19 protein-coding genes and 1 pseudogene are annotated in these 22,094 nt (G+C 66.6%); 13 read left to right on the top strand and 7 right to left on the bottom strand.

What is annotated here, in order from left to right; all coding sequences use genetic code 11:
• Positions 1-158: 158 nt before the first annotated feature.
• Genes TSO5_RS11490 through TSO5_RS11465 form a run of 6 tightly spaced genes read left to right on the top strand, consistent with a single transcriptional unit; the run spans position 159 to position 6,781 of the window.
• Entirely contained in the window at positions 159-2,303 is a 2,145-nt protein-coding gene (locus TSO5_RS11490) for a glycosyltransferase (protein ID WP_146203728.1), read from the top strand.
• Positions 2,304-2,339: 36 nt separating this feature from the next.
• Positions 2,340-3,638, top strand: coding sequence for a glycosyltransferase family 1 protein (locus TSO5_RS11485; RefSeq protein ID WP_158282409.1), 1,299 nt, complete (start codon positions 2,340-2,342; stop codon positions 3,636-3,638).
• Positions 3,638-4,411: a methyltransferase, TIGR04325 family gene (locus TSO5_RS11480; protein WP_158282408.1), complete on the top strand. Its 774-nt coding sequence runs from the start codon at positions 3,638-3,640 to the stop codon at positions 4,409-4,411. Before TSO5_RS11485 ends, TSO5_RS11480 begins: the two co-directional genes overlap by 1 nt.
• On the top strand, positions 4,408-4,839 hold the full coding sequence (locus TSO5_RS11475) for a hypothetical protein (RefSeq protein WP_109151711.1): 432 nt from the start codon (positions 4,408-4,410) through the stop codon (positions 4,837-4,839). The genes TSO5_RS11480 and TSO5_RS11475 overlap by 4 nt, the downstream gene beginning before the upstream one ends.
• Before the next feature lie 35 nt (positions 4,840-4,874).
• Positions 4,875-5,978, top strand: coding sequence for a DegT/DnrJ/EryC1/StrS family aminotransferase (locus TSO5_RS11470; protein ID WP_109151710.1), 1,104 nt, complete (start codon positions 4,875-4,877; stop codon positions 5,976-5,978).
• Positions 5,975-6,781, top strand: a complete 807-nt coding sequence (locus TSO5_RS11465) for a class I SAM-dependent methyltransferase (protein ID WP_109151709.1) — start codon at positions 5,975-5,977, stop codon at positions 6,779-6,781. Before TSO5_RS11470 ends, TSO5_RS11465 begins: the two co-directional genes overlap by 4 nt.
• Before the next feature lie 6 nt (positions 6,782-6,787).
• Here the strand turns inward: TSO5_RS11465 and TSO5_RS11460 are convergent, their stop codons facing one another.
• Positions 6,788-7,609, bottom strand: a complete 822-nt coding sequence (locus tag TSO5_RS11460; RefSeq protein WP_158282407.1) for a sulfotransferase domain-containing protein — start codon at positions 7,607-7,609, stop codon at positions 6,788-6,790.
• A 281-nt stretch (positions 7,610-7,890) separates the two neighbouring features.
• On the opposite strand from TSO5_RS11460, the gene TSO5_RS11455 reads away from it, so the two are divergent.
• From TSO5_RS11455 to TSO5_RS11445, 3 genes are read left to right on the top strand one after another with little or no spacing between them, the layout of a single operon-like run.
• The gene (locus TSO5_RS11455) at positions 7,891-9,126 is read left to right on the top strand and encodes a tetratricopeptide repeat protein (RefSeq protein ID WP_158282406.1); all 1,236 of its coding nucleotides are present in this window, start codon (positions 7,891-7,893) and stop codon (positions 9,124-9,126) included.
• Positions 9,127-9,128: 2 nt separating this feature from the next.
• Complete coding sequence (locus TSO5_RS11450) at positions 9,129-10,064, top strand: radical SAM/SPASM domain-containing protein (protein ID WP_158282405.1); 936 nt, start codon at positions 9,129-9,131, stop codon at positions 10,062-10,064.
• A gap of 52 nt (positions 10,065-10,116) precedes the next feature.
• Positions 10,117-11,100 carry a hypothetical protein gene (locus TSO5_RS11445; RefSeq protein ID WP_109151705.1) on the top strand — a complete coding sequence of 328 codons (984 nt, stop codon included), beginning with the start codon at positions 10,117-10,119 and terminating at the stop codon, positions 11,098-11,100.
• A gap of 55 nt (positions 11,101-11,155) precedes the next feature.
• On the opposite strand, the gene TSO5_RS11440 is transcribed toward TSO5_RS11445, so the two are convergent.
• Together TSO5_RS11440 and TSO5_RS11435 are read right to left on the bottom strand one after the other, a co-directional pair.
• The gene (locus TSO5_RS11440) at positions 11,156-12,073 is read right to left on the bottom strand and encodes a recombinase family protein (RefSeq protein ID WP_109151704.1); all 918 of its coding nucleotides are present in this window, start codon (positions 12,071-12,073) and stop codon (positions 11,156-11,158) included.
• A gap of 169 nt (positions 12,074-12,242) precedes the next feature.
• Positions 12,243-12,725, bottom strand: a complete 483-nt coding sequence (locus TSO5_RS11435; protein ID WP_109151703.1) for a DUF1579 domain-containing protein — start codon at positions 12,723-12,725, stop codon at positions 12,243-12,245.
• Positions 12,726-12,945: 220 nt separating this feature from the next.
• Between TSO5_RS11435 and TSO5_RS11430 the strand changes: the two genes are divergently transcribed.
• A complete protein-coding gene (locus TSO5_RS11430; RefSeq protein WP_109151702.1) occupies positions 12,946-14,028 on the top strand; it encodes a hypothetical protein in 1,083 nt (360 codons plus the stop codon).
• Positions 14,029-14,034: 6 nt separating this feature from the next.
• On the opposite strand, the gene TSO5_RS11425 is transcribed toward TSO5_RS11430, so the two are convergent.
• The 3 genes from TSO5_RS11425 to TSO5_RS11415 form a co-directional block, all read right to left on the bottom strand.
• On the bottom strand, positions 14,035-15,462 hold the full coding sequence (locus TSO5_RS11425; RefSeq protein WP_109151701.1) for a tetratricopeptide repeat-containing glycosyltransferase family protein: 1,428 nt from the start codon (positions 15,460-15,462) through the stop codon (positions 14,035-14,037).
• Positions 15,463-15,591: 129 nt separating this feature from the next.
• Positions 15,592-16,017: a hypothetical protein gene (locus TSO5_RS11420; RefSeq protein ID WP_109151700.1), complete on the bottom strand. Its 426-nt coding sequence runs from the start codon at positions 16,015-16,017 to the stop codon at positions 15,592-15,594.
• 1,139 nt (positions 16,018-17,156) lie between these two features.
• Complete coding sequence (locus tag TSO5_RS11415) at positions 17,157-17,834, bottom strand: ParA family protein (RefSeq protein ID WP_109151699.1); 678 nt, start codon at positions 17,832-17,834, stop codon at positions 17,157-17,159.
• Between the two features lie 459 nt (positions 17,835-18,293).
• Between TSO5_RS11415 and TSO5_RS32190 the strand changes: the two genes are divergently transcribed.
• Both TSO5_RS32190 and TSO5_RS11410 read left to right on the top strand, forming a co-directional pair.
• Positions 18,294-19,244 (top strand): hypothetical protein, encoded by a 951-nt coding sequence (locus TSO5_RS32190; protein WP_146203727.1) that lies wholly within the window; start codon positions 18,294-18,296, stop codon positions 19,242-19,244.
• 38 nt (positions 19,245-19,282) lie between these two features.
• Positions 19,283-19,396: pseudogene (locus TSO5_RS11410) on the top strand (IS5/IS1182 family transposase); the annotation flags it as partial.
• Between the two features lie 6 nt (positions 19,397-19,402).
• On the opposite strand, the gene TSO5_RS11405 reads toward TSO5_RS11410, so the two are convergent.
• Positions 19,403-20,830 carry a tetratricopeptide repeat protein gene (locus TSO5_RS11405; RefSeq protein ID WP_247870704.1) on the bottom strand — a complete coding sequence of 476 codons (1,428 nt, stop codon included), beginning with the start codon at positions 20,828-20,830 and terminating at the stop codon, positions 19,403-19,405.
• Between the two features lie 367 nt (positions 20,831-21,197).
• Here TSO5_RS11405 and TSO5_RS11400 point away from each other — a divergent pair, with 367 nt between their 5' ends.
• Positions 21,198-21,998 carry an FkbM family methyltransferase gene (locus TSO5_RS11400; RefSeq protein WP_109151698.1) on the top strand — a complete coding sequence of 267 codons (801 nt, stop codon included), beginning with the start codon at positions 21,198-21,200 and terminating at the stop codon, positions 21,996-21,998.
• Positions 21,999-22,094: the final 96 nt, after the last annotated feature.

Here is a 22,094-nt window from a genome sequence, read left to right as displayed (position 1 = left end):
GCGTATTTATCTTTTATTAATATGCCGGCGCCGAGCATGTTCGTACGCCCACAGTTGCCCCGGCCGCCGATCCGGCCCAACAGTTGAGAGCGCGCCCGGTTCATGCAATCGATGCATCCAGCCACGATTCCTGCTGCGGACAGCGCAAGGCGCGCGTGGTGACCGGCAAGCGCGTCAACGGCGGGCTGCGCGTCGCGCTGTTCGAACCTTTCGCCATTGACGCCGAGTGGGCTGAACGCGAGCTGTCCTTGCGCATGCTGTCCGCCCTGGGTGCCAAGGGTTGGGAGGCCGCCATCGTCCGCCGTGTGGCGGAGATCGAGACCTTCGACCCCGATCTGGTCGTGTCGCTGCATCCCCAGGTCACACCGAAGCTGACCGGGCACCTGACCATGGCGTGCGACTGGAACCCGCCGCAGTTCCACGCCTCGCACCGGTTCTTCGCCCAGAACGAACGGTCCTATGACGGCTGGCTGACCGTCAACGAGGGGATGCGGCGGCGGATGGCCGACCTGTTCTGGCCGACTGCGCGCCCGCTGGTGACCGCCCCGATGTATCCCAGCTCTCCCGCACTGGCGCTGGAGCCGAGGCTGGGTCCGGACAGCCGGCTGTTCTACATCGGCTCCAACTGGGACGGCAGGCGCTTTCCCCTGATGCTGAGCCTGCTGGCGCAGGAGGGTGTGCTGGCGCTGCACGGCCGCCGCGACCGCTGGGAGCATCTGGCCGATGCCTTCAGTGGCGCATTGCCCTTCGACGGGCATTCGGTGATCGGGCGTGCCAACGCCTGCGGGATGGGGCTGTGCCTGCATCTGCAGCCGCATGTCGAAACCGGCATTCCGAACATGCGCATCTTCGAACTGTCGGCGGCCGGGGCGCTGACCATCGCCGGCCACCATCCCTTCATCATGGAGGCCTTCGGCGACAGCGTCCTTTATGTCGACACCGCCGCCGGCGAGTTGGAGACGGCCGAGCAGATCCTCGCCCATGTCGCCTGGGCACGGGCCAACCCGGCGCGCGGACGGGCGATGGCGCGGGAGGCGCAGGCGATCTTCCTGGAAAAATTCAGCCTTGAGGTGCTGTTCGATCCCCTCCCCGACCTCGTCGCCGACGCCCGGCCGAGGCTTGGCCTGACGCCCGCCCGCAGCGGCGCGCCGCCGGTTCCCGTCGATCTGGTGCTGCCGGTGGATGAGGGCGGGTGGGACGACGCCCTGCAGCGGCTGGAGGCGGTGGCCGGGCAGACGGCCGGCCCCGTCGGCGTGGTGCTCGTCCTGCCGGACGGCATGCGGGAGACCGTGCCGGACAGGCTCGTCCGCCGGCTTGCCTCCCTGCGCGTCCTGCGCACGGAGGCCGGGCTGACGTCGGGTTCCCGCCTGTGGGCCGGGTTGCGGGCCACCGACGCCGAGTGGGTCGGCATCCTGCCGCCCGGGGCGCGGCCCTTTCCCAACCATGTCGCGACGCTGCTGGCCGCGGCTGAGGACCTTGGCTTCGACGCCGTCCATGGCGGGGCGCTCCAGCCGATGCTGCCGGAGGAGATGGTGGAGCTGTACCAGGCGGAACTGCGGCCGACCGCCATCGGCTTCGACGCCATCGACACCGCCAGCCCCGCAACCACCGCGGCCACCCTGCATCCGGCAAGCCTGCTGGTACGACGGGAGCGTCTGAAAACCCTCCTGCGCCGCGATCCGGAACTTGGCGACGCGGCGGCCGCCTTCCTGGCCCATCGGGTCGCCGCGCAGGCGCCCCTGGGGTGCAGCGGTCTGCTCACCCTGCGCGCCGCCGACCGGGCGGATGCCGGGCTGGCCGAAGAGCAGGAACGGCTTTCCCGCCTGACCGCCCTCACGCCCGTCCCGTCCGCCGCCACGGCCGCACCGTCACCGCCTCCGGAGCAGGTGACCTGCTACTTCGACTTCGATCCGAAATTCGCCGCGCGCCTGCCGCGCCTGTGCCGGGATGCGGACTTCGCAGCCCTTCCCGGCGACCGGCCCATCTATCTCTACGGCGCGTCGCGCGGCGGGCGCATCCTGCAGATGGCGCTCGGCAAATGGGAAAACCTGACGCTGGCCGGCTTTCTGGACGGGATGCGCAAGGGAACAGCGTGGGACCTGACCGTGACGACACCGGAGGCCGTGGCCGAGGCGCTGCGCGCCGCGACGGTGATCATTTCCAGCCAATATGTCTCGGAGATCGCCAAGCGCCTGCTGCGGGTCGGCATCGCCGATCCCTACAACGCCTACCCGTTCATCGTGCGGCACATCCGGTCGGAGGCGTCGCGGAGGCTGCGGGACGCATCCGTGCATCCGGTCTGAAGGGCCATGCCGCCGGGGCTGAAGAGGAGTGCGACCATGCGCGTCGGTGTCTACAGAGGGTTCCCCGCATCCGCAGGCGGCGGCTTCCAGTACGAGGCGTCGCTGCTGGACGCCCTGTCGGACCTGACCCCGCATGTCCCCTATGATCTGGTCTGCGTCAATCCCGCCGGCGAAAGCCTGCGCGGCATCCTGCAGTCCCGCCGTCTCCACTACGGCCGGCTGCCGATCCTGCCGCTGGGCGATCTGGACATTCATCAGGGGCCGCCCGAATCCTATCTGTCGACCGATGGCGAGGGTGGCCGCCCGCCACCCCCGATGGACGAGATTGTGCTGAACACCGCCATGGGACAGGCGCTGCGCGAGGAGGACGTCGACCTTCTGCTCACCCTCCACCCGTCGCTGACCGGGCCGGAGGCGCTGGTCCCCTTCATCGTGCCGATCCACGACCTGCAGCACCGCCTCCAGCCGGAGTTTCCCGAGGTCAGCGCCGACGGGATCGCCGCCTTGCGGGAGCAGGCCTACCGGACGATTTGCCGCTACGCCACTCTGGTCCTGGTCGATTCCGAGGCTGGACGGCAGGACGTGCTTCGCTTCTACGGCGACCTGATCGACGGCGACCGCATCCGGGTGCTGCCCTTCTTTCCGCCGGTCCGCCGCTCCCGCCCGCCGACGGAGAGGGACCTCGGCAGGGTCCGGACGCGGTACGGTCTGCCGGAGCGTTATTATTTCTATCCGGCGCAGTTCTGGATGCACAAGAACCACCGCCTGATCGTCGAGGCGCTCGCCCACCTCGCCGATGGCGGGGACGAAGCCGTCAGGGTGGTGTTCGCCGGAAGCTACACGGAGAAATGGCGGGCGCGGAATTTCATCGATGTGATGGCTTTGGCGGACAGGCTGGGGGTGCGCGACCGCATCCACTATCTGGGCTTCGTGCCCGACCGCGACATGCCGGCGCTCTACAGCCTGTCGACCGGGCTGGTCATGCCGACCTTCTTCGGTCCCACCAACATGCCGCCGCTGGAAGCCTGGAGCTTCGGCCGGCCGGTCATCGTCAGCGATCTGCCCAGCATCCGCGACCAGCTTGTCGACGGTGCCCTCTACATCGATCCGCGCCATGCGGTCTCGCTGGCCGATGCCATGCGCAGGCTGTGGCATGACGATGCCCTGGCCGCCACCCTGGCCGCCAACGGCGCCCGCCGCCTTGCCGGCTATCGGCATGAGGATTTCCTGTCGCGTTTGCGGAGCATCCTCGACGAGGCGGTGGACCGTGTCCGCACCCGCCGCACCCCCGCCTATCCGATCGCATGGCCGCAAGAAGCCGGGGGAGCAGGGTGATGGGCCTGTTCAGCGGCCTCTACGGCGACCATGCCGCGGCCCGGCCGGGGACCCAGACCTACGACGATCCGCGGGTGGTGGCGAGGCTGGTGGAGGCGCGGTCGGCCTTCCGCTGGGACGGAGTCCTCACGCCCCTGTTCCAGCAGCTTGCCGCCGCACTTCTGGCCGCAGCGGTGCGCGGGGGAGGCTTCGACGGCCGGCTGAGCGTCTGCGACTTCGGCGGCGGGCTGGGAAATGGGCATGCCGTGCTGTCCGCCATCCTGGGGGAGGCCGTCCGGCTGGAGTGGGACGTGGTGGAAACCCCGGCCCTGGCGCAGGCCGGCAATGAACGGTTCGCCGGCGACGGCTTGCGCTTCCATGACAAGCTCGACGCCCTGGAGGGCCGGGATCACGACCTGATCCTGGTCTCGGGCGTGCTGCAATATCTGCCCGATCCGCAAGCGGCCTTCGCCCGGCTGGCACGCCGGCCGCACCGCCACATGGTGATGAACCGCTTTCCCGTCCGGCAGGCGGCGGAGCCGGTGACGGCCGACCTTTGCACGGTGCAGGATCTGGCGCTCCTCCAGGCCGGGGTGTCGGTGCCGCACTGGTGCTTTTCCGAAGAGCGTTGGCGTCGCCTCATCGGCGCCACGCACGGCACCGTCATGCGCTGGAGCGACGATTTCGACGGGCGGCACGGGCTGGACGACGGCAGCGAGCTGTCGTTCATCGGCATGCTGCTGTCCCGCCACCCCGCCTCGGGTCCCGCACCGGCCCGGATGCCGCCGCCATGATCGAGACCATCGACCATGACGGCCGCACCCTGGCGATCATCGTCCGTGCCGAATTCCGCGAGCCGGGCATCACCTTCTTCACGCCGTCCAGCTTCTCGCAGCAGTTGGCCTTCATGCGCCACCCCACGGGAAAGACCATCACGCCCCACCTGCACAACCCGGTGCATCGGCAGGTCGATTACACCCAGGAGGTCCTGCTGATCCGGCGCGGGCTTCTGCGGGTCGACTTCTACGACGGCGGCCGGACCTATCTGCACAGCCGGCTTCTGCGGGCCGGCGACGTCATCCTTCTCGCGTCGGGCGGACACGGTTTCCAGGTGATCGAGGAGGTCGAAATGGTCGAGGTCAAGCAGGGCCCCTTCGCCGGCGGTGCCGACAAGAGCTGCTTCGACGGAGCCGGTCCCGAGCGCATCGTGATGGAACAGTGAGCGCCGCCGGCCGCCAGGGAAAGGACAGGTCTCCCGTGATCGTCGTGAGCGAGCCGTTGCTGGACGGCAGGGAACTGGAGTACGTCCGCGAAGCCGTCGAGACCGGCTGGATCTCCTCGGAAGGGCGATTCATCGCGGAGTTCGAGCGCCGCTGGGCGGACTATTGCGGCACGGCGCATGGCGTGGCCGTGTCCAGCGGCACCGCCGCCCTCCAACTCGCCATGCGCGCGCTCGATCTGGAGCCCGGGTCGGAGGTCATCCTGCCGAGCTGCACGATCATCTCCTGTGCGGTGGCGATCATCGAGGCCGGCTGCGTGCCCGTCCTGGTCGACAGCGACCCGGAAACCTGGTGCCTCGACCCCGATCAGGTCGCGGCGAAGATCACGCCGCGCACCCGCGCCATCATGCCGGTCCATCTCTTCGGCCATCCCTGCGACATGGCGCCTTTGTGGGATTTGGCGGAGCGGCACGGGCTGCACATCGTCGAGGACGCCGCCGAGGCGCATGGCGCGGAATACCGCGGACGCCGCTGCGGCGGGCTGGGGACGCTCGGCTGCTTCAGCTTCTACGCCAACAAGATCGTCACCACCGGCGAAGGCGGCATGGTCGTCACCGACGATCCGGCCCTCGCCGACCGGCTGCGCTCGCTGCGGAACCTGTGTTTCCGCCGTGACCGGCGCTTCCTGCACAGCGAACTGGGCGTCAATGCCCGGCTGACCAACCTCCAGGCCGCAATCGGTCTGGCCCAGGTCGAGCGCATCGGCGACCACATCGCCCGCAAGCGCCGCATCGCCGCGCAGTATGGCGCGCGGCTGGCCGGACTGCCGCTCGCCTTGCCGGTCGAGCGCCCCTGGGCGCGCAGCGTGTACTGGATGTACGGGATCGTGCTGGACGACGAGGTGCCGTTCGATGCGGCCGAATGCGCGCTCCGCCTGCGCGCCCTCGGGGTGGACAGCCGCCCCTTCTTTCTCGGCATGCATGAGCAGCCGGCCCTGCTGGAGCGCGGCCTGTTCCGCGAGGAGCGCTATCCGGTGGCGGAAAGGCTGGCGCGGCGGGCGCTGTATCTGCCGTCCGGCCTTACCCTGTCCGATGCCGAGCTGGAACTGGCCGCCGACGCGGTGCGGAGGGTGCTGGCATGAGCGGGATTTTCGGAACCGGCTACGCGGCGGTCTATGACGCGCTGTATGGTGGGAAGGATTACGCGGGTGAAAGCGATCTGATCGCGCATCTGTTCGCCCTGCATGCGGACGGCCCCGTCGCGAGCGTCCTGGACCTCGGCTGCGGCACCGGCGGGCATGCCCTGCCGCTGGCGGGGAGGGGGTTGCGCGTGACGGGGGTGGACCGCTCTCCGGCCATGCTCGCCCGCGCCCGTGCGAAGTCGGCGGAGATGACGGCGGAGATGACGGCTGGCATGGCCGGGGCGACGGTCGCCGCGCCCGAGTTCATCGAGGCCGATGTCCGCACGCTTCGCCTTGGCCGGGTCTTCGATGCGGCGATCATGATGTTCGCCGTGCTTGGCTACCAGCATGACGACGACGCTTTGCTGGCCACCCTGGCCTCGGTTCGGCGCCATCTGCCTCCCTCCGGCCTTTTCCTCTTCGACGTCTGGTACGGCCCCGCCGTCCTCGCCCAGCGGCCGGGAGATCGGGTGCGGACGATTTCCCAGGCGGACGAGCGGATTCTCAGAACCACGCGGTCGGAACTCGACATCCGGGCCCAGATTTGCCGGGTCGATTTCCATGTGCTGAGGCTCGCCGGTGACCGGGTTGTCGGGGAGGAGCGGGAGACTCACACCATGCGCTTCTTCTTCGACCGGGAACTCGGCTTGGCGCTTGCCGCCTGCGGTTTCCGGCTGGAGGCGCTCCGCGCCTTTCAGGACATCGGCCGCGAGCCGGACGAGACGACATGGACCGTGATCGGCGTCGCGCGCGCCCTGCCGTGACGCCGCTCAGCCCGCTCCCGCACCGCCGTCGCCGGGGAAATAGGCAGACATCTCGGCACCGAAGGTCCGGTCGGCCAATGCCCGCTCCTCATCGGTCAGCAGGGTGGCGTAGCAGTCGCGATGGCCTTTGTTGATGAAGCGGCGGCCGCCTTCATAGCTGCGCGCGAGTTCCAGCCGATAGAAGACACCGGTGCGCCGGTTGCGGACCTCCTCCGCTTCCAGCGCGGCCATCGCCGCCATCCCGCTGCGTTCGACCGCCATCGCCTGCCGCTCGGCCGGAACCGGCAGGTCGAGGAAGCGCAGGATGGCCGCCAGTTCGCGGCCGGGGTGATCGACCAGATTGGCGTAGGTGACGAGATGCACCGGGATCTCGCGCTGGTCGAGCCAGGAGCGGACATGCTGCCGCCACGGCCCAGCGACCTCGAACTCCGCCCCGCCGGTCGTCAGCCAGCCATGGACGAAGCGACGGAACGCGGGACCATCGGCCGGGCCGCCTTGATCGTCGCCTGGGTTCCCGGCGGGGTTCAGGAACCGGCGGTAATCCCATGCCGACATCATGACGTCGATGGGGTGACGGATCAGATACACCGCCTTGGCCGTCCGCCCGACGCCGGGTCGGTCCGGTCCGAACGGGAAATGCGACTTCACGATCCGGGGTCCCTCCGGCATGGCGAACCGCAGCGCCGGCCATGCGTGAATGTCGATCACGTATTTCCTTTCGAGGTCGCCGATCTCGGCGGCGTCTCCGAACAGGCAGTGAAACATCAGGAATCCGAGATAGGTGACTCCCGACTTCGGGAAGGCCGAAAGGCTGATCAGGTCCCGCATGGATCGACATCTCCCCGCATCACATCCCATCTCACTCCGGTGCCGCTAAAGTGAAAAATAAATATGCGCGGCAACCTCCGGGTTTGGAGAGTCTTCGTTTGGATTTTATCATGGCCTGCATATTCGCAATCCCAAGTTTTTGAAGACTCCGCATGAGAAGCGCCGCTGGTTGTGGCTTTCTAATTTTGAATATGCGGGCTGAATTGCTCGAATGTATTAGTATTGTTATATTGACCAGCATTTGGTGTCCAACGGTACGGCGAAGGGGGATGAGGACGCGGATGCGCCGACCGGCATCGTCACTTCCGCATGCCTCAGTCGAAGAGGAGAGCGACTTCGATCGGATCGCCATCGAGAATTGGCGGGAGGAGATCCGCAGGTCCACCCTCTCCCACTACCATCATCGGATGGGGGTGGCGCTCGAGGCTGCGGGAGACCGCGATGCCGCCGTGATGGCGTTCGAGCGTGCGGTGGCGGTGGCTCCGGGGCGCTACGCATCCGTGCTGCGCCTGAACCGCCTGCTGCGGGACGCGGGCGACCCGGAGCGCGCGCGATCCGTTCTGGCGCATGGAATGTCGGCGCATGGCGGCGACCCCGATGCCCTGGCGCGGGCGCTGGTCGAGGAGGCGGAGGCCGCCCGGGACGACGGAATGACCGACGATGCGCTCGCCCTCGTCGCCCATGCGCTTGCCGTCTGTCCGCGTGCCGCCGCCGCTCATCTGCCCGATCTCGTCGTCGAACTGGCCGGCCAAATCCGTGATCGCCATGAGGAAGCGCTGCGCTGGTGCGATCTTGCGGCCCCCCATGCACAGGACCGCTACGGCCTTCACCATCAGCGCGGCTTTTCCCTGCTTCTGTTGAACCGGCCGGCAGACGCGAGGCGGGAACTGGCGGCTTCTGTCGTCCTGGCGCCGGACCGGATGCCGTCCTGGTATGTGCTCGGCCAGTATCACCGGCTCCGCTTCGAAACCGGAGCCGCACTGGCGGCTTACCGGCGCGTTTGGGAGAGCGGTCACGATCTGCGCTGGTGGGCCGGCCTGATGATCGCGCAGACGCTGCTGTCGGACGGCCGGCTCCATGAGGCGATGGCCGCCTGCGACGCCGTCCGCTTGCGGAATCCCGACATGGGCTGGGCGCGCATGATCGGGGGGCTGGTGCAACTCCATGCCGGAGACCTCGACGCCGCCGCCCGTGCGTTCGACGGAGACCGTCCGAACGATCCCGATACAGCCAAAGGGCGCGTCTTCCGCGGCATGCTCAGGCTCGCATGGAACCGGCCGCAGGAGGCGTTGGAGGATTTCGACGGCGGGCGCGGGGACTTCGCCTGCCTTGCCCTGCCCCGCCTCGGGCGGGCACGGGCGCTGCTGGAACTGGGTGACGCGGAGGAGGCCCGCCGACTGGTGGGCGCGGCGGTGAGGGACGAGGGCCAATGGGTGGCCGCCACGTTGCGGCTGTTGGGACCGCTCGGGCAAGCGCTGGGTCCGTTGCTCGCCGCCGGCCTTGGAGGACGGAATTGACGATGAAAGTCTCCACTCCCCCGACCGCTGTACCGATCTCCGCCACAGCGGCCGACCCGACGGTGCTCGACACGCCCTTCTCGGTTTTCAACATCGAGCTGACCAACCGCTGTCCCTTCAAATGCGTCATGTGCGCGCGCACCGGCAACATGACGCGCCCGCAGGGGCTGATGGATTTCGGCCTGTTCCGCAAGGTGATCGACGAATATGTCCAGGAGAACCCGAAACAGGCGGCGCAGGCGGATTGCTGGCTGCATCATTTCGGCGAGAGCCTCGTTCATCCGAACTTCGACCGCTTCGTCGCCTACGCCTCGGCGCGCGGCGTGCCCGCTGCCCTGTCGCTGAACCCGCTGATGCTGAAGCGGCCGACGGCGTTGGCGCTGTTGCGTGCCCGTCCCGCCAAGCTCTATCTGTCGATCGACGGCCATGACGATGCGTCGTTCGAACGCATTCGCGGGGTCGCGGATGCCTATGACGCCTCCGTCCGCAACCTGCTCGACTTCCTGAAGCTGAAGAAATCCTTCAAATCCAAGGTCCAGGTCATCGTGTCGATGATCGATTTCGGCCTGAACGGCAACAGCATCGCCCGGAAGCGGGACTATTGGTCGAACCTCGACGGGGTCGACGCCTTCTTCGCCAAGGAGTTCGTCACCTGGGACGGCAATGCGCCGGACGTGAACGTTCTTGCCGGCGACCGGCCGCCGCCGCAGGACCACGTCACCTGCCGCTTTCCATGGAGCAGGCTGACCGTCACCTGGGACGGCGACGTCGTGCCCTGCTGCTACGACTATGACAAGCGCTATGTCCTGGGCAATGTGGCGAAGCAGTCGTTGACGGAAATCTGGAACGGTGGGCCGATGCGGGCGCTGCGCCGGGAATTCCTCGACAACCGCGTCTCCAATCCCTTGTGCCGGAATTGCGATTACCTTCGGGCCTGACCCGCTTCCGCCACCACACGCAAAGCCACGACACGCAAAAAGGACACCGCCGATGTCTGCCGAACTGGAGGATCTGGTTCCTCTCTTCCGTGCCGGGCGCGCCCTGGCCTGGGACCATCACCGCCAGCAGCAGCGTTCGGCGGAGCGTCAGCTCCTGCTGACCGCCCGTGCTCTGGGCGAGTCTCTGCGCGCCCGCACGTGCATTCCCCACCTGTCCGACGTCGAGTTCACGGTGTTCTCGCAGACCGGCGAGGACGGCATCATCGAATGGCTGATCCAGAACCTTCCGGTCCGCTCAGAGAGCTTCATCGAGTTCGGCGTACAGGACTATACGGAGAGCAACACCCGCTATCTGATGCGCAACCGTAACTGGCGGGGGCTCGTCCTCGATGCGAATGTGACGCATATCGAGGCGATCAGGAATGACGGGATCTATTGGAAGCACGATCTGGCCGCAGAGTCGGCGTTCATAACGAAGGAAAACGTGAACGACCTGCTGTCACGCAGCGGCCATGGCGGCGACGTCGGCCTGCTGAGCATCGATATCGACGGCAATGACTATTGGGTGTTCGATGCGCTCGACGTGGTTCGTCCGGACATCGTGATATGCGAATACAATGCGGTCCTGGGCGACATGCGTGCCTTGACGATCCCCTACGATCCCGCATTCCAGCGCTCCATCGCCCATCCTTCCTGGCTTTATTTCGGCGCTTCGATCCGGGCGCTCGAACAGGCGGCGGCGCGCAAGGGCTATGCGCTGGTCGGCAGCAACGGGGCCGGCCACAACGCCTTTTTCGTGCGTGTCGAGATTGCCTCCCTTCTGTCCATCACGGATCGGAGCGCCCGCCCCTCCCTTTTCCGGGAATCCCGGGCCGAGGATGGGAGCCTGTCCTATGTGGGGGGAGTGGAGCGGGCCGCCCTGATCGCCGACATGCCGGTGCTCGATCTGGAAACCGGCCGGACGGCACCGCTTGCCAGCCATGGACAGCTCTACAGCCGGGATTGGCAGGCCCGGATGGGAGGCCGCCGCGGGTGACTTTCGAACCGTTCCGCCAGGGTGAGGAGCCTCAGCCCGGGGATCGCGCCGGGGGTCAGGTCCCGGCCGGTGATCCGGCAGGAAGCAGCCCCTGGGCACGGGCGCGATCCAGCAGGTTCTTGACCGAGGCTGCGGCCCAACTGCGCCCGCCGCGCGGCGTGGTCTCCCGCATCGCCTCCAACTGGGCGCCGATGGCCCGCAGCGACAGCTTCGGGTTCGCCCGGGCGATGCCGGCGACCAGCACCATCAGCCGGTCATCCCCGCGCATGGGTGGCGCCTTGTCGAGCAGTGCCCTTTCCGCCAGCCCTTCCTCGACGAAGGCGCGGACGGCGCGGCGCAGCCGCTCGGCGGTCCAATGCCGGCCCGGCGGCAGCTTGGCGTTCACCGCTCGCGTCACCGCCGCCCAGGAGCGGGCCGGGGAGTGGGCCAGCCGGAGCCGCCGCACGGTGGGCAGCCACTCTTCCGCGGTGCGGGTCAGCTCCAGCAGGTAGAGCTGGCGCTGCCGCTCGGCCAGACGCCGGGCCATCGCCGTGTCGCCCTGCTTCAGCTTGGGATTGCCGCCGACCCGGCCCCGCGCCTCGGCCGCCTTCAGCCCGGCCTTCGTCCGCTCGCGGATCAGCGAGCGTTCATACTCGGCCACCGCGCCCAGCATCTGCAGCACCAGCGTGCCGTGCGGGCTTGCGGTGTCGATCGGGCTGGTGAGGCAGCGGAAATGGCAGCCGCGGCCGCGCAGATCCTCGATCACCTCCAGCAGGTGCGACAGTGAACGGCCAAGCCGGTCGAGCTTCCAGATCACCAGCGTGTCCCCCCTGGTCAGGCTGGCCAGGGTCCGCGCCAACTCGGGCCGGGCGCGCGAGGCACCGGAAGCCTTCTCCTCGAAGATCGTGGCGCAGCCGGCGGCGCGCAGCGCGTCGATCTGGGCGGCGGTGGTCTGATCGTCGGTCGAGACGCGGGCGTAGCCGATGAGCGCCATGGCGGAGTCCAGGCAGAACGGGGGACGGGCACGCCTTTGTAAAGTCAATGGAGATACGAGTAAACGACCGTTTGGCCAGACTTTTCCTGCTTTACACAGGCTTGGCGGAACCGGTCTGGCTCGTCCCTATCGCCCCTCGGCCGGTGACCGCCTCTTGTGAGAGCCGTCCTCACTCCGCCCGTTTGAACTCCATGGTCCAGTTCGTTTCCCAGCTTTCGCCGCCGTCGGCGGACATCGCCTGCTCCCAGCGCGGGGTGGCGGTGTGGGTATCCAGCCAGAGGAAGCGCGTCTTGACCGGCCGTTCCTTGACGCAGTCATCCGCGAAAAAAGTCCCGACCGCCCCCTCGAACCGTCCCACCACCGGCGTCTCGATCGAATGCGGATCGGTGGTGGAAAGCCACCAGATGGCCCAGAGCCCGCGCTGTGGATCGTAGGACCTGATTGCAATTGCCCTGTAAGCGCCCTGCGGGAGGTTCAGAACATTGTCTTCGATGTTCCCGTTCCCGCCAAGCACCGGCCGCATGTCCGCCGTCCCGGTGAAGCTGTCCCACTCCTGACACCCAGCCAGACGGTCCCGCAGACGGCGATGCGAGACGTGCCAGGATCCAATCTCGAAATCGAAGGCACGAGCCATCTCGTCACGGTCGCTCATCTGCACTCCCCCTAGGCTGAACAAGAAAGTTATGTTCACTTTCTGTTCTTGTCGGTGTCAAGGGCATTGGTTGGCCAGACAGCAACACCGCACGACGAGCATCCAAGGATCATGGGCCGGTCTTTGCGTATGAGTTTCTTGACGGAAAGAATGTCCGGTGAAATGGACATATTACTGAATTAATGATACGAATATCTTGTAACACATTGATATATAGAGAATGACCCTGCACCTCGCCGATCCGCTGGCCCTCCTCCCGCCGCTGGAGCGTGCGTCCGCCGCGGTCGGCCGGCTGGCGCAGGCGGCGGCCGGAACGCCGGTGCGGGCGGCGTGGCTGCACCGGTCTCGGGCCGAGGCCGCGGCGGCGATCGCCGACATTCAGGGCCGCCGGGTCGATCCCAACCGCCTGCGCACCCTGCTGGCCCGCGTGCCGGTGCGGGCGGCACGCGACTGGGGGGCGACCATGCTGGCGCTCGACCTGATGCGGCGGATGCTCGCCGACGATGCCGGTGATGGTGCCATGGATGACGACACGCCCCGTCTAGTCCCCCTCGGGACCGACGATGCGGTGGTGCGGATGAAGGAGGCGCTGGAACCGGCGAAGGGAGCGGTGCTGATCGCCTGCGGTCTCGGCTTCTTCGCCCATCTGGACGCCGGCGGCGACCGCAGCGGTGCCTGTCTGGCGGTGTCGCGTTTCCTCGCCGCCCAGGAAATGACGCCGCTGCCGCTGCCCTGCCTGAACGGGGTCGATGCGATCCGCCGGGCCGAGCCGGGCGGGAACTGGCTGGCAGCCTTCCTCGGCGGCATGGCCCGGCAGGCGGAGGAGGGGGAGGAAAGCCTCGTCGCCCTGCTGCACCGCTGGCGCGGCTGGCGCCGGCGTGTCGGCGACCGGCGGCGCGATGCGCGCATCCGCCGGGCGGTCGATGCAGTGGCCGCCGAAGGGGTGATCGGCCCGGCCCGGCTGGCGGCCCGTCTGCGCTGCGCCACCAGTGCCGCCACCGATCTGCTGGAGGAGTTGCAGCGCCTGGAGATCGCGGTGGAGATCACACGCCGGCGCAGCCACCGCATCTTCGTGGCGGAGGATCTGGCACCGATGCTGGGGGAGGTCGCGCCGCGTGCCGCCTCCCCGCCCCTCCCGGCAGCGTCACCGAAGGAAGCGCCCCCGATGTTGCCGGAGCCCGACCGCTGGGTAGAACCGGCCGAGGGGGTGGATGATGCGCTCGCCAACCTGGAGCGCATCCTCAAACGGCAGGACCCGCTGCTAGCCCGCTATGGCCGGCCGGGTGGTCAAACCAACGGCTGAGGCGGCTCAGGTCCTGAGCGCCACCACCTGGCGCAGGGCCTGCTCGGCGGCGCCGAACACGCTGTCCCAGTCGCCGGGCGTGGTCTGGCGGAACAGGCGCATCGACGGGTACCAGGGAGTGGTGTCGCCCTTATTGCCATAGACCCAGTAGGGCATGAACTGCAGCAGGTTCCACACCGGGCGGCCGAGCGAGCCGGCCAGATGCGCCACAGAGCTGTCGGTCATGATCACCAGATCGAGCCGTTCCAGCACCGCCGCGGTGTCGGCGAAGTCGTTGAAATGGGGCCCCAGCGGCGTGATCAGGGTCGAGGTGCCGAGCGTCGCCAGCTCCGCCTCCGGCGGTCCCTTCTGGATGCTGTAGAGCCGCACCTTCGGTACGTCGAGGAAGCGCAGGAAGCGGCTGAGCGTGGTGGCGCGGCGCGCATTGTCCTTGAAGGTGACACGGCCGGACCAGATGATGCCGACCTTGACCGTGCCGTCCGGTCCGGGGACCAGCCGGGCGGCCTTCTCGCGTGCTTCGGCCGGAACGGTCAGGCGGGTGGGCGGCGGCACCGTCTCGATGGTCGTGCCCAGCCGGTGCGGCAGGCTCATCAGCGGGCAATGGACGTCGTAGGCCGGGTAGGCGGTGCCGGCGCGCACGAAGCCGTCGATGCCCTCCAGCCCGGATAGCAGCCGCTGCAGCTCCGGATGGCATTCCAGCAGGACCCGGCCGCCGCGCGCCTTGACCATCGGCACATAGCGCGCGGTTAGCAGCACGTCGCCGAAGCCCTGTTCGGTGGTCAGCAGAATGGTCTTGCCGTCCAGCGGCCCGCCGTCCCACATCGGTCCGTCCGCGATGCGGTTCTGATAGCTTGGCAGCGACAGGCGGGAGTCATAGTTGCGGAAGCCCTCGGCATAGCGGCCGACCTGCAGAAGCGTCAGGGCTCGGTCCCACAGCAGGCCGGGATCGCCGGGCCGGGCGCGCAGGGCGACCTCCAGGATCTCCAGAGCACGGTCGAACCGACAGCCATGCCGCAGAGCCACCACCAGATTGGACAGCAGGTTGGCGTTGCCGCCCGACAGCACCACCGCATGCTCCTGCGCGGCGACGGCCTCGTCATAGCGCTCCACGTCGCCCAGCACGTTGCCCAGATTGGTCCAGGCGCCGACATGACGCTGGTCGATCTCCAGCGCGCGCCGCTGGCAGGCGATCGCTGCCTCCGGCTTGCCGGCCTGCCGCAGCAGGGCGCCCAGCGCGCTCCACACGTTGGGGTCGTTGGGCTGCTGCTTCAGCATCCCTTCCAGCATGTCGATGCTGAGACCGTGGGACCCCTGGGACTGGGCGGGGGCCGGTGCAGGTGTCGGGACGGCAGACACCGGACGGGGCGAGGCCTGAAGGGGCGAGGCTGCCGGGGAGGATGGCGCCGGGGCGGCCTGGGTGATGTTTGCCTTCATCTCTCGTCGTCGCTGGTGGTCTGCAATCGGTTTGGAGCAGGGGCAGAGCGCGGGGTTAGGGCATAGACGGCTCCTTAAGGAGAGTCAAACCGTCCCTTCGGCCGCGCTTGTGCGTTTCCTGGGGCGGACTCAGCGCCGCCGCAGGTCCTGCAGGTCGATGTCGTCGATCCGGAAGCCGGCCTGCCGCAGGGCCTTCAGCACGATCACCTTCTGGGCGGTGCCTTCGCGTGCGGCGGCTTGGCGCAGTTCCTCCACCAGATAATCCGGCAGCATCGCCTGCCATGGCCGGGTCGGTGCCGGACGGACGATGGTGGGCGCCGGCTGGGGCTGCGGGGCGGGCTGAACGGTGGGGTGGGGGGCGGCCTGGGGAATGATGGACTGGGTTGAGGCGGGCGGCTCCGTCTCGGTCGGCAGGAAACCCTTGCTCAACCCATATTGGCGGATTGGATCAATGTCGTCCGTGCCCAGCCCGCCGATCCCGATCCCGCCCAGCGGGGGACGGGCCGGCTTGGCGGCAGGCTTCAGGGGAGGCTTGGCAGGGCTGTCGGTTGACATGGGCACTCCGGTCAGGGCGCTGCCGGCTCGGGGGAGGGCCGGCTGGATAAGCCATGAAGCATTATCATGACTTGGTGTCCTGTCTTTACGGTATGTGGCGGATGTGGCCCGCACCCCGGCGGAAAGCCGACCGGCGTGGCGTGGGAAACACAGGAGGAACCAGGGAGGATTGCCATTATAAGAAAACATGAAATTAAAACATGAACACTAATGCAGGTCCGCAGCTGCTCAAGGGGGCGTAACGGAGCGGCCATTGGCGGAGCAGGAGGGGCGGCTTCCTCCCCACTTACGGAGCGGAGACATGGCCGATGCAAGACCGGAGTGAGATGGAACGCAAGAAGTCCTTTTATGAAGACAAGTCATGAAACACTGCGCACCGGCATCGCTGATGTGGGAACTGGGGTGCTCCGATCGGCCGGCGTTTCCGTGACAGCGGGACCGGAAGGAGGGCGGCGTTGGTCTTCCGCATCGGTGGCCGCATCCGGTGAAACGCGGCGCCCTGCACCGTTCCGGCTTTCCTCGGCAGGATTGGACCTCCGTAGGATCGGGCGATCATGATCGGGGATATCGTCTCGCCGGAACCTGCATTACCTTCATATCATGAAATAATGAAAAGCTATATATCGGTGTCGGCTGCGCGGCTCTCCGTCCCGGACCGGTCGAGGCGGCTCTGCTCCGACCTCGTGCCCCGATGATTTTCCACCCTGACAGGAAATCATGTTCGCAAATCATGATATGATAGCCTGCAACCGGTTGCCGGCCCTGTCCGGCAGGTTGCCAGGTCGTCTCCCCTCGTCCGCTGGTGGGGGGACTCCCATGTCAACCTCTGCGCTGGTCCGGAATGGAACTGCCCATTGGTTCGACGCACCGGTTCCGATGCCTCTATCCGCAAACACGCAGACCCGCCCCACCTGCGGGCCGCCGGTCTACGCGGCTGAAATCATTTCATGAAATTCCTGAACAATGACATGACGGCATCTCATGTCTTAGAGTGTGGTCGGTTCAAGCGGAAGCGCTTGAAGCGTGAATCCACGGAAAACCAAAAACTTAGCGTCCATCCGGTGCTTATTGAAGCACCGGATGGACGCTAAATCCGCGACAGGGCTCTCCCACACCATGCGGAAGCCTTCCGGCCCGCCTCACCCCCGTGGGATCAGCGGGTTGGCCGGGGAGGCCTCCAGAAAGGCGACGAATTCGTCGGTCAGGGCGCGGACGTTCAGGTCGGCGTTGCTGTCCGGGTTGACCTCCCCCGGACCGTGGCCGGTGTAGGTCATTTCCTTCAGGAGCGAGCGCTCGATCAACTCGGTGCGAAAGGCCGGGACGCCATGTTCGTCCAGAAGGCCGCGGGCATGGCGGTCGACGCGGGATTCGATGGCCGCCTGGGTGCGGACGATCACCACGCTGGAGGCCGGCGTGTGCTTCAGCACGCCGACGGAATCCGCCACCACCTTGAAGGTGCGCACCGTCTCCTTCACGTCCATGAAGGATTGCTGGGTTGGGATCAGCACCCCGTCGCTGACCGAGAAGGCGTAGAGCATGGTCAGGTTGCCGAAGCCGGCAAGGTCGATCAGCGTATAGTCGAAGCTCGGCGCATTCTCCTGCACCGTCTGGCGGACGTTCGATTCCGTGATCTCGTCCAGCACCCGCACGCCGGCATCGTTGCGCCGCCGCGCCCATTCGGCCAGATGCCGGTTGGGGTCGCAGTCGAGCAGCAGCACGCTCGCATCGCGCCGGCGCAGTTCGGAGGTGAGCGCCATGACCAGACTGGTCTTGCCGACGCCGCCCTTGGTGGAGGCGAAACTGATGATCCGAGCCATGCGGTGGTTCCCGGTAGCAGAGGATGGAAGGCGGGCTGACCCGAGCGGGAGCTTCGCGGATTTACACGCAAGATCAGGAAAGATGGAAGTGGTTTCACGTCATGAAGAAGAAGCATGAAATCATGATTCATGAAGTCATGACTTTATGTCTTATGCGCCCACCGTCCTTTCGCCGGCTGGCATGGCGACGAACGGCTTCCACCCGGCTTCCCATTGCCGGCTTCCCATTGGTTGTGATCCGGGCGGTGCGGCCGGCGCATCGCGTGCCGGCAGCCAGTGGCGCGGACCGAGTAGAAACAGGCGCTGTCGTCGGTTCAGTACCGTCCCTCGGTGTCGACCATCACCATTCTGCTGCAGAGCGCTACTGCAATTTGCATTTTGCTATGATACTCCTTCACTCTAACGTAGAAAATTGGATGAAATGGAATTCATCAAGGCGGAAGTGCTGGAGATGGGAAATTGTCCTTAGATAAACGCCAAGAACTTAAGAAAATATCGGAATTGTGCCCAAGCTGGATCTATAAGAAGATCGATTTTCGGAAAAATTCAAAGTGGCCTCTGTTCAATCCAAGCGTTCTGGTGGATGGGGATGGGTTTTTGGCTGTTGTCCGTACGGCAAATTATCGACTTATTTCCCATAACCTTCATCCAATAACCGATGATCCATTGAATCCGTATACGGGACTCATTCGAACGCGGAACTACCTGATACGCTTATCGCATCAATTCGAATTGGTTGAAGAGCCAATTCCTATGTCTCTTTCTCCGAATTTCAGTGAGCCCTCCTGGGAAGATCATCTTGAAGACCTTCGGCTCTTTGTGATCGATGGGGAGCTCTATGCCATTGCCGCCTTGTACGAGCATAAGGAAGACAGAAGCTCGATAAAGATTGTTAGCATCGATCGGGAAGGAAAAATTTCACAGGCGTTTAATGTGCCGTCACCATTTGGCCGCCAAAAAGAAAAGAATTGGATTCCAATATATAAAAATAATCTTCTTCATCTCATCCACACATGCAGCCCAACCATAGTTGTCACTGTTGATATCAAGGCGAATACGATGACGACGTGGCAATCCGGAAGCGGAATTGCCGAGCTGAATGGTTGGTCAGGTTCATCCCAAGGCTGTGCAGTGGGGGACTGGACGCTTTGCGTCGTTCACAAAAGAACACTAACCAACACCGGCTTGTCTTATCCTCACCGTTTTGTCATGTTCGATGCAGAACTGCGTGTATGTGCGATTTCCGATAAGTTCGTCTTTCATCATGACGGTGTTGAGTTCTGCGCTGGTTTGGCGAAGCGTGAAGACCAGCTGGTGCTCAGCTATGGAGTGAATGACGGAGAGGCAATGATTGGCTCCCTGTCACTGTATGATGCTTTGAATACCCTCAGGTGGCGCGCGCCATCATAAGAGCAGGGGGGCCATTCCAACGGCATTCCACTACGCTGGCCGACGGGAACCCACTCACCCTGAGGATTTCGACGGCCAACCGGCATGACAGCCAGTTCCTGGAGGCGTTGGTCGACGCCGTGCCGGCGATCTACCAATGTGCGGGCCGGCCGGCGGTATCATCCGGACTTCACATCGGCGGTGGTGCCGGCGCGGCGCTTCAGCCGATGCACCGCATGCTGGCCGCCGCCGGTGGCGCGGACCGAATAGAAATAGGCGCTGTCGTCGGTCCAGTACCGGCCGTCGCCGTCGACCATCACCGTGCTGCTGTGGATGTCGGCCGGATAGACGGTCAGGCGCGGTGCGGCTTCCGTCGTGAAGCCGGCCAGATGCACGGCAGCGAGCGCGGCCTGGTCGAGGAACCAGACCGGCATGCCGCGATCCAGGAAATGGCGGATGTAGCGCCGGGTCAGGTCGAGGAAGCGCAGCGCCCCCGTGGTCGGCCGGATGTGCAGCACGTCGGCGTAGAGCAGGCTCCAGATATCCAACCGCTTCAGCGCATGGCTCATCATGCCCAAATCCGAGCGGGCGGAGGTCGCCAGCAGCGGGTTCAGGTCGCGGATGGCCAGCAGATCGACGTCCAGCATCAGCACCGGCCGCTGCCAGCGGACCAGCAGGTCGGGCAGCACCAGGAAACGGCTGCAGGCGTAATAGGTCTTGGCGTTGTCGCCCAGCGGCGTCAGGTCGATGGTCTCGCGCAGGACGATGAAACGGTCGGCGCCATGGGCGGCGGCCAGGGCCGCCACCGTCGCCTCGGCTTCGGCGTCGGGATTGACCAGATGCAGGGCGATGGCGCAGTCGAGCCCGCTGTCCTCGGCGATGGAGCGCACCATGGTCGGCAGGAACTTGCGCGCATAGACCGCGTCGCAGCAAGCATAGACCACCAGCGGCCGGGCGGCGGCTCCGGCGCCTTCCTGGATGGTGGCGCGGATGCCGGCGGGATGCTGTCCCTCGCGCAGGGTCTGCAGGAAGGCAGGATCGGTGCGGGTGACGGCGTCGCGCCCGCCATGGCGCCCGGCGGCCTCCAGGAACAGGGCGTCGGCCTCTTCCAGCCGGTGCTGTTCGGCGCACAGGCAGGCCAGTCGGCTCAGCGTGAAGGAGACCTCCGGATAGAGATCCAGCGCCCGGCGATAGGCCCGCTCCGCCCGCAGGCTCTGTCCGTCGCGGCGCAGCGCGTTGCCCAGCGCCACCAGCCCGACGCAGTCCTCGCGTCCCCGGAAGCGGGCGACGTCGCCGGCCTCTCCCAGATGGGTCAGCAGTTGCCACAGGTTCGACCGGCGGGTGGGGTCCTGGGGCGTCAGCCGCCAGGCGGCGAGCGCATGGTCGGCTGCCGCCGCCATGTCCTGGCCCAACAGAATTCTGGCGAGCGCGTCATGTGCCGCCGGTGCCTGCGGGCCGGCGGGAGCCTGCTCCAGCAACCGGCGGCAGAGTGTTCCGGCGGTCTCGCGGTCCCCCGCCCGTTCGGCATCGAGTGCGGCCTGAAGGGTGGCGTCGGGGGCTGGACGTGACATGGCGCGGACCGGTCGGCGGAAGGGGCGGCGCTTCATCCCATGGCACCCCCACCGCTGGCAAGCGATGCCTTCCGCTGTCATCCGGACCGCGCCGCCCACCACCCCGAGTCGTGGCCGGTGGTTCCCCGGATCGCCGCTTTTGGGCTGGGGCGGCGCCCGGGAAAAGCGCGCAGACACCGGCTTGCGGAAAAAGCACGTCCGGCGAAGCGGAAACCTGACCGTTTTGCAAGAACGCGCTTGAACAAACGGATAAATATCATCAACTGTTGCTATGGACCCGGGAAAGGGTTCCAGCCGAAACTGTGCCGCGCCGGTCCGTCCGGCGCGGCACTTTTATGATCAGCCTCCAATCGCCGCCGCACGCGAAGCTCGGGCGGTCACCGGTCCGGGAGACCGTTACGCTGTGAGCATCGCCGACGGCCTCAAGATCGCTTTCGATGTCCATCTCTCCGGCGACCTGGAACGGGCGGAGGAGTTCTACCGCGCCATTCTGCGCGCCAGCCCGGGCAACCCGATGGCGGCGACGCTGCTGGGGCTGATCCGCTCTCAGCGGACGATGGTCCGTCAGAGCAAGCACAAGACGCTCACGCTCCTGCGCGACCGGGGCTTCTGCCCCGCCACTGTGATCGACGTCGGTGCCCAGACCGGCACGCCGCCGCTCTACGAGGTCTTTCCCGACGCCCACCATGTGCTGATCGAACCGGTGGCCGAGAACGAACCGGCTCTGCAGGCTCTGTGCGGGCAGTTGCGCAGCGCCGAGTACCGCATCGCCGCCGTCGCCCGCCGGGACGGCACGGTCCCGCTGGCTGTTTCCGACGACCGGCTCTATTCCTCCGTCGTGCCGGAGGGGGCGGAGCCGGACGGCACCCTGCCCAGCCTGCGCACGGTGTCCGCCGTCTCACTCGACAGCCTGTGCGCGGAACGTGGCTATGCCGGGCCGAGGCTGGTGAAGATCGATGTCGACGGTCTGGAACTGGAGGTTCTGGCCGGGGCGGCCACCCTGATGCAGCCGGACGCCGTCTTCGTGATCGAGGCGACGGTGGCCGGCGCGGATGCCCGCCTGCCCCGCATCATCGACGCGATGGCACCTTACGGTTTCCAGGTTTGGGACATCGTCGATCCCCTCTATCGTCCCGGTGACGAGCGGATGTGGCAGGTGGATGTGGTGATGGTCCACCGCGACGGCCCCTACGCCCCCCTCTGATCCTTATCCGGCCGCGCGTTCGCGGAGCGCGCGTTCCATCCGGTCGATGGCGTCGTCCCAGGAGCCGGGGCGGTCCTGCCGGAACAGGCGCATGGT

The organism is Azospirillum sp. TSO5 (assembly GCF_003116065.1).
GTDB lineage: Bacteria > Pseudomonadota > Alphaproteobacteria > Azospirillales > Azospirillaceae > Azospirillum.
Note: the sequence above shows the minus strand (reverse complement) of the source record. Positions and strands in the feature narration are given on the sequence as shown.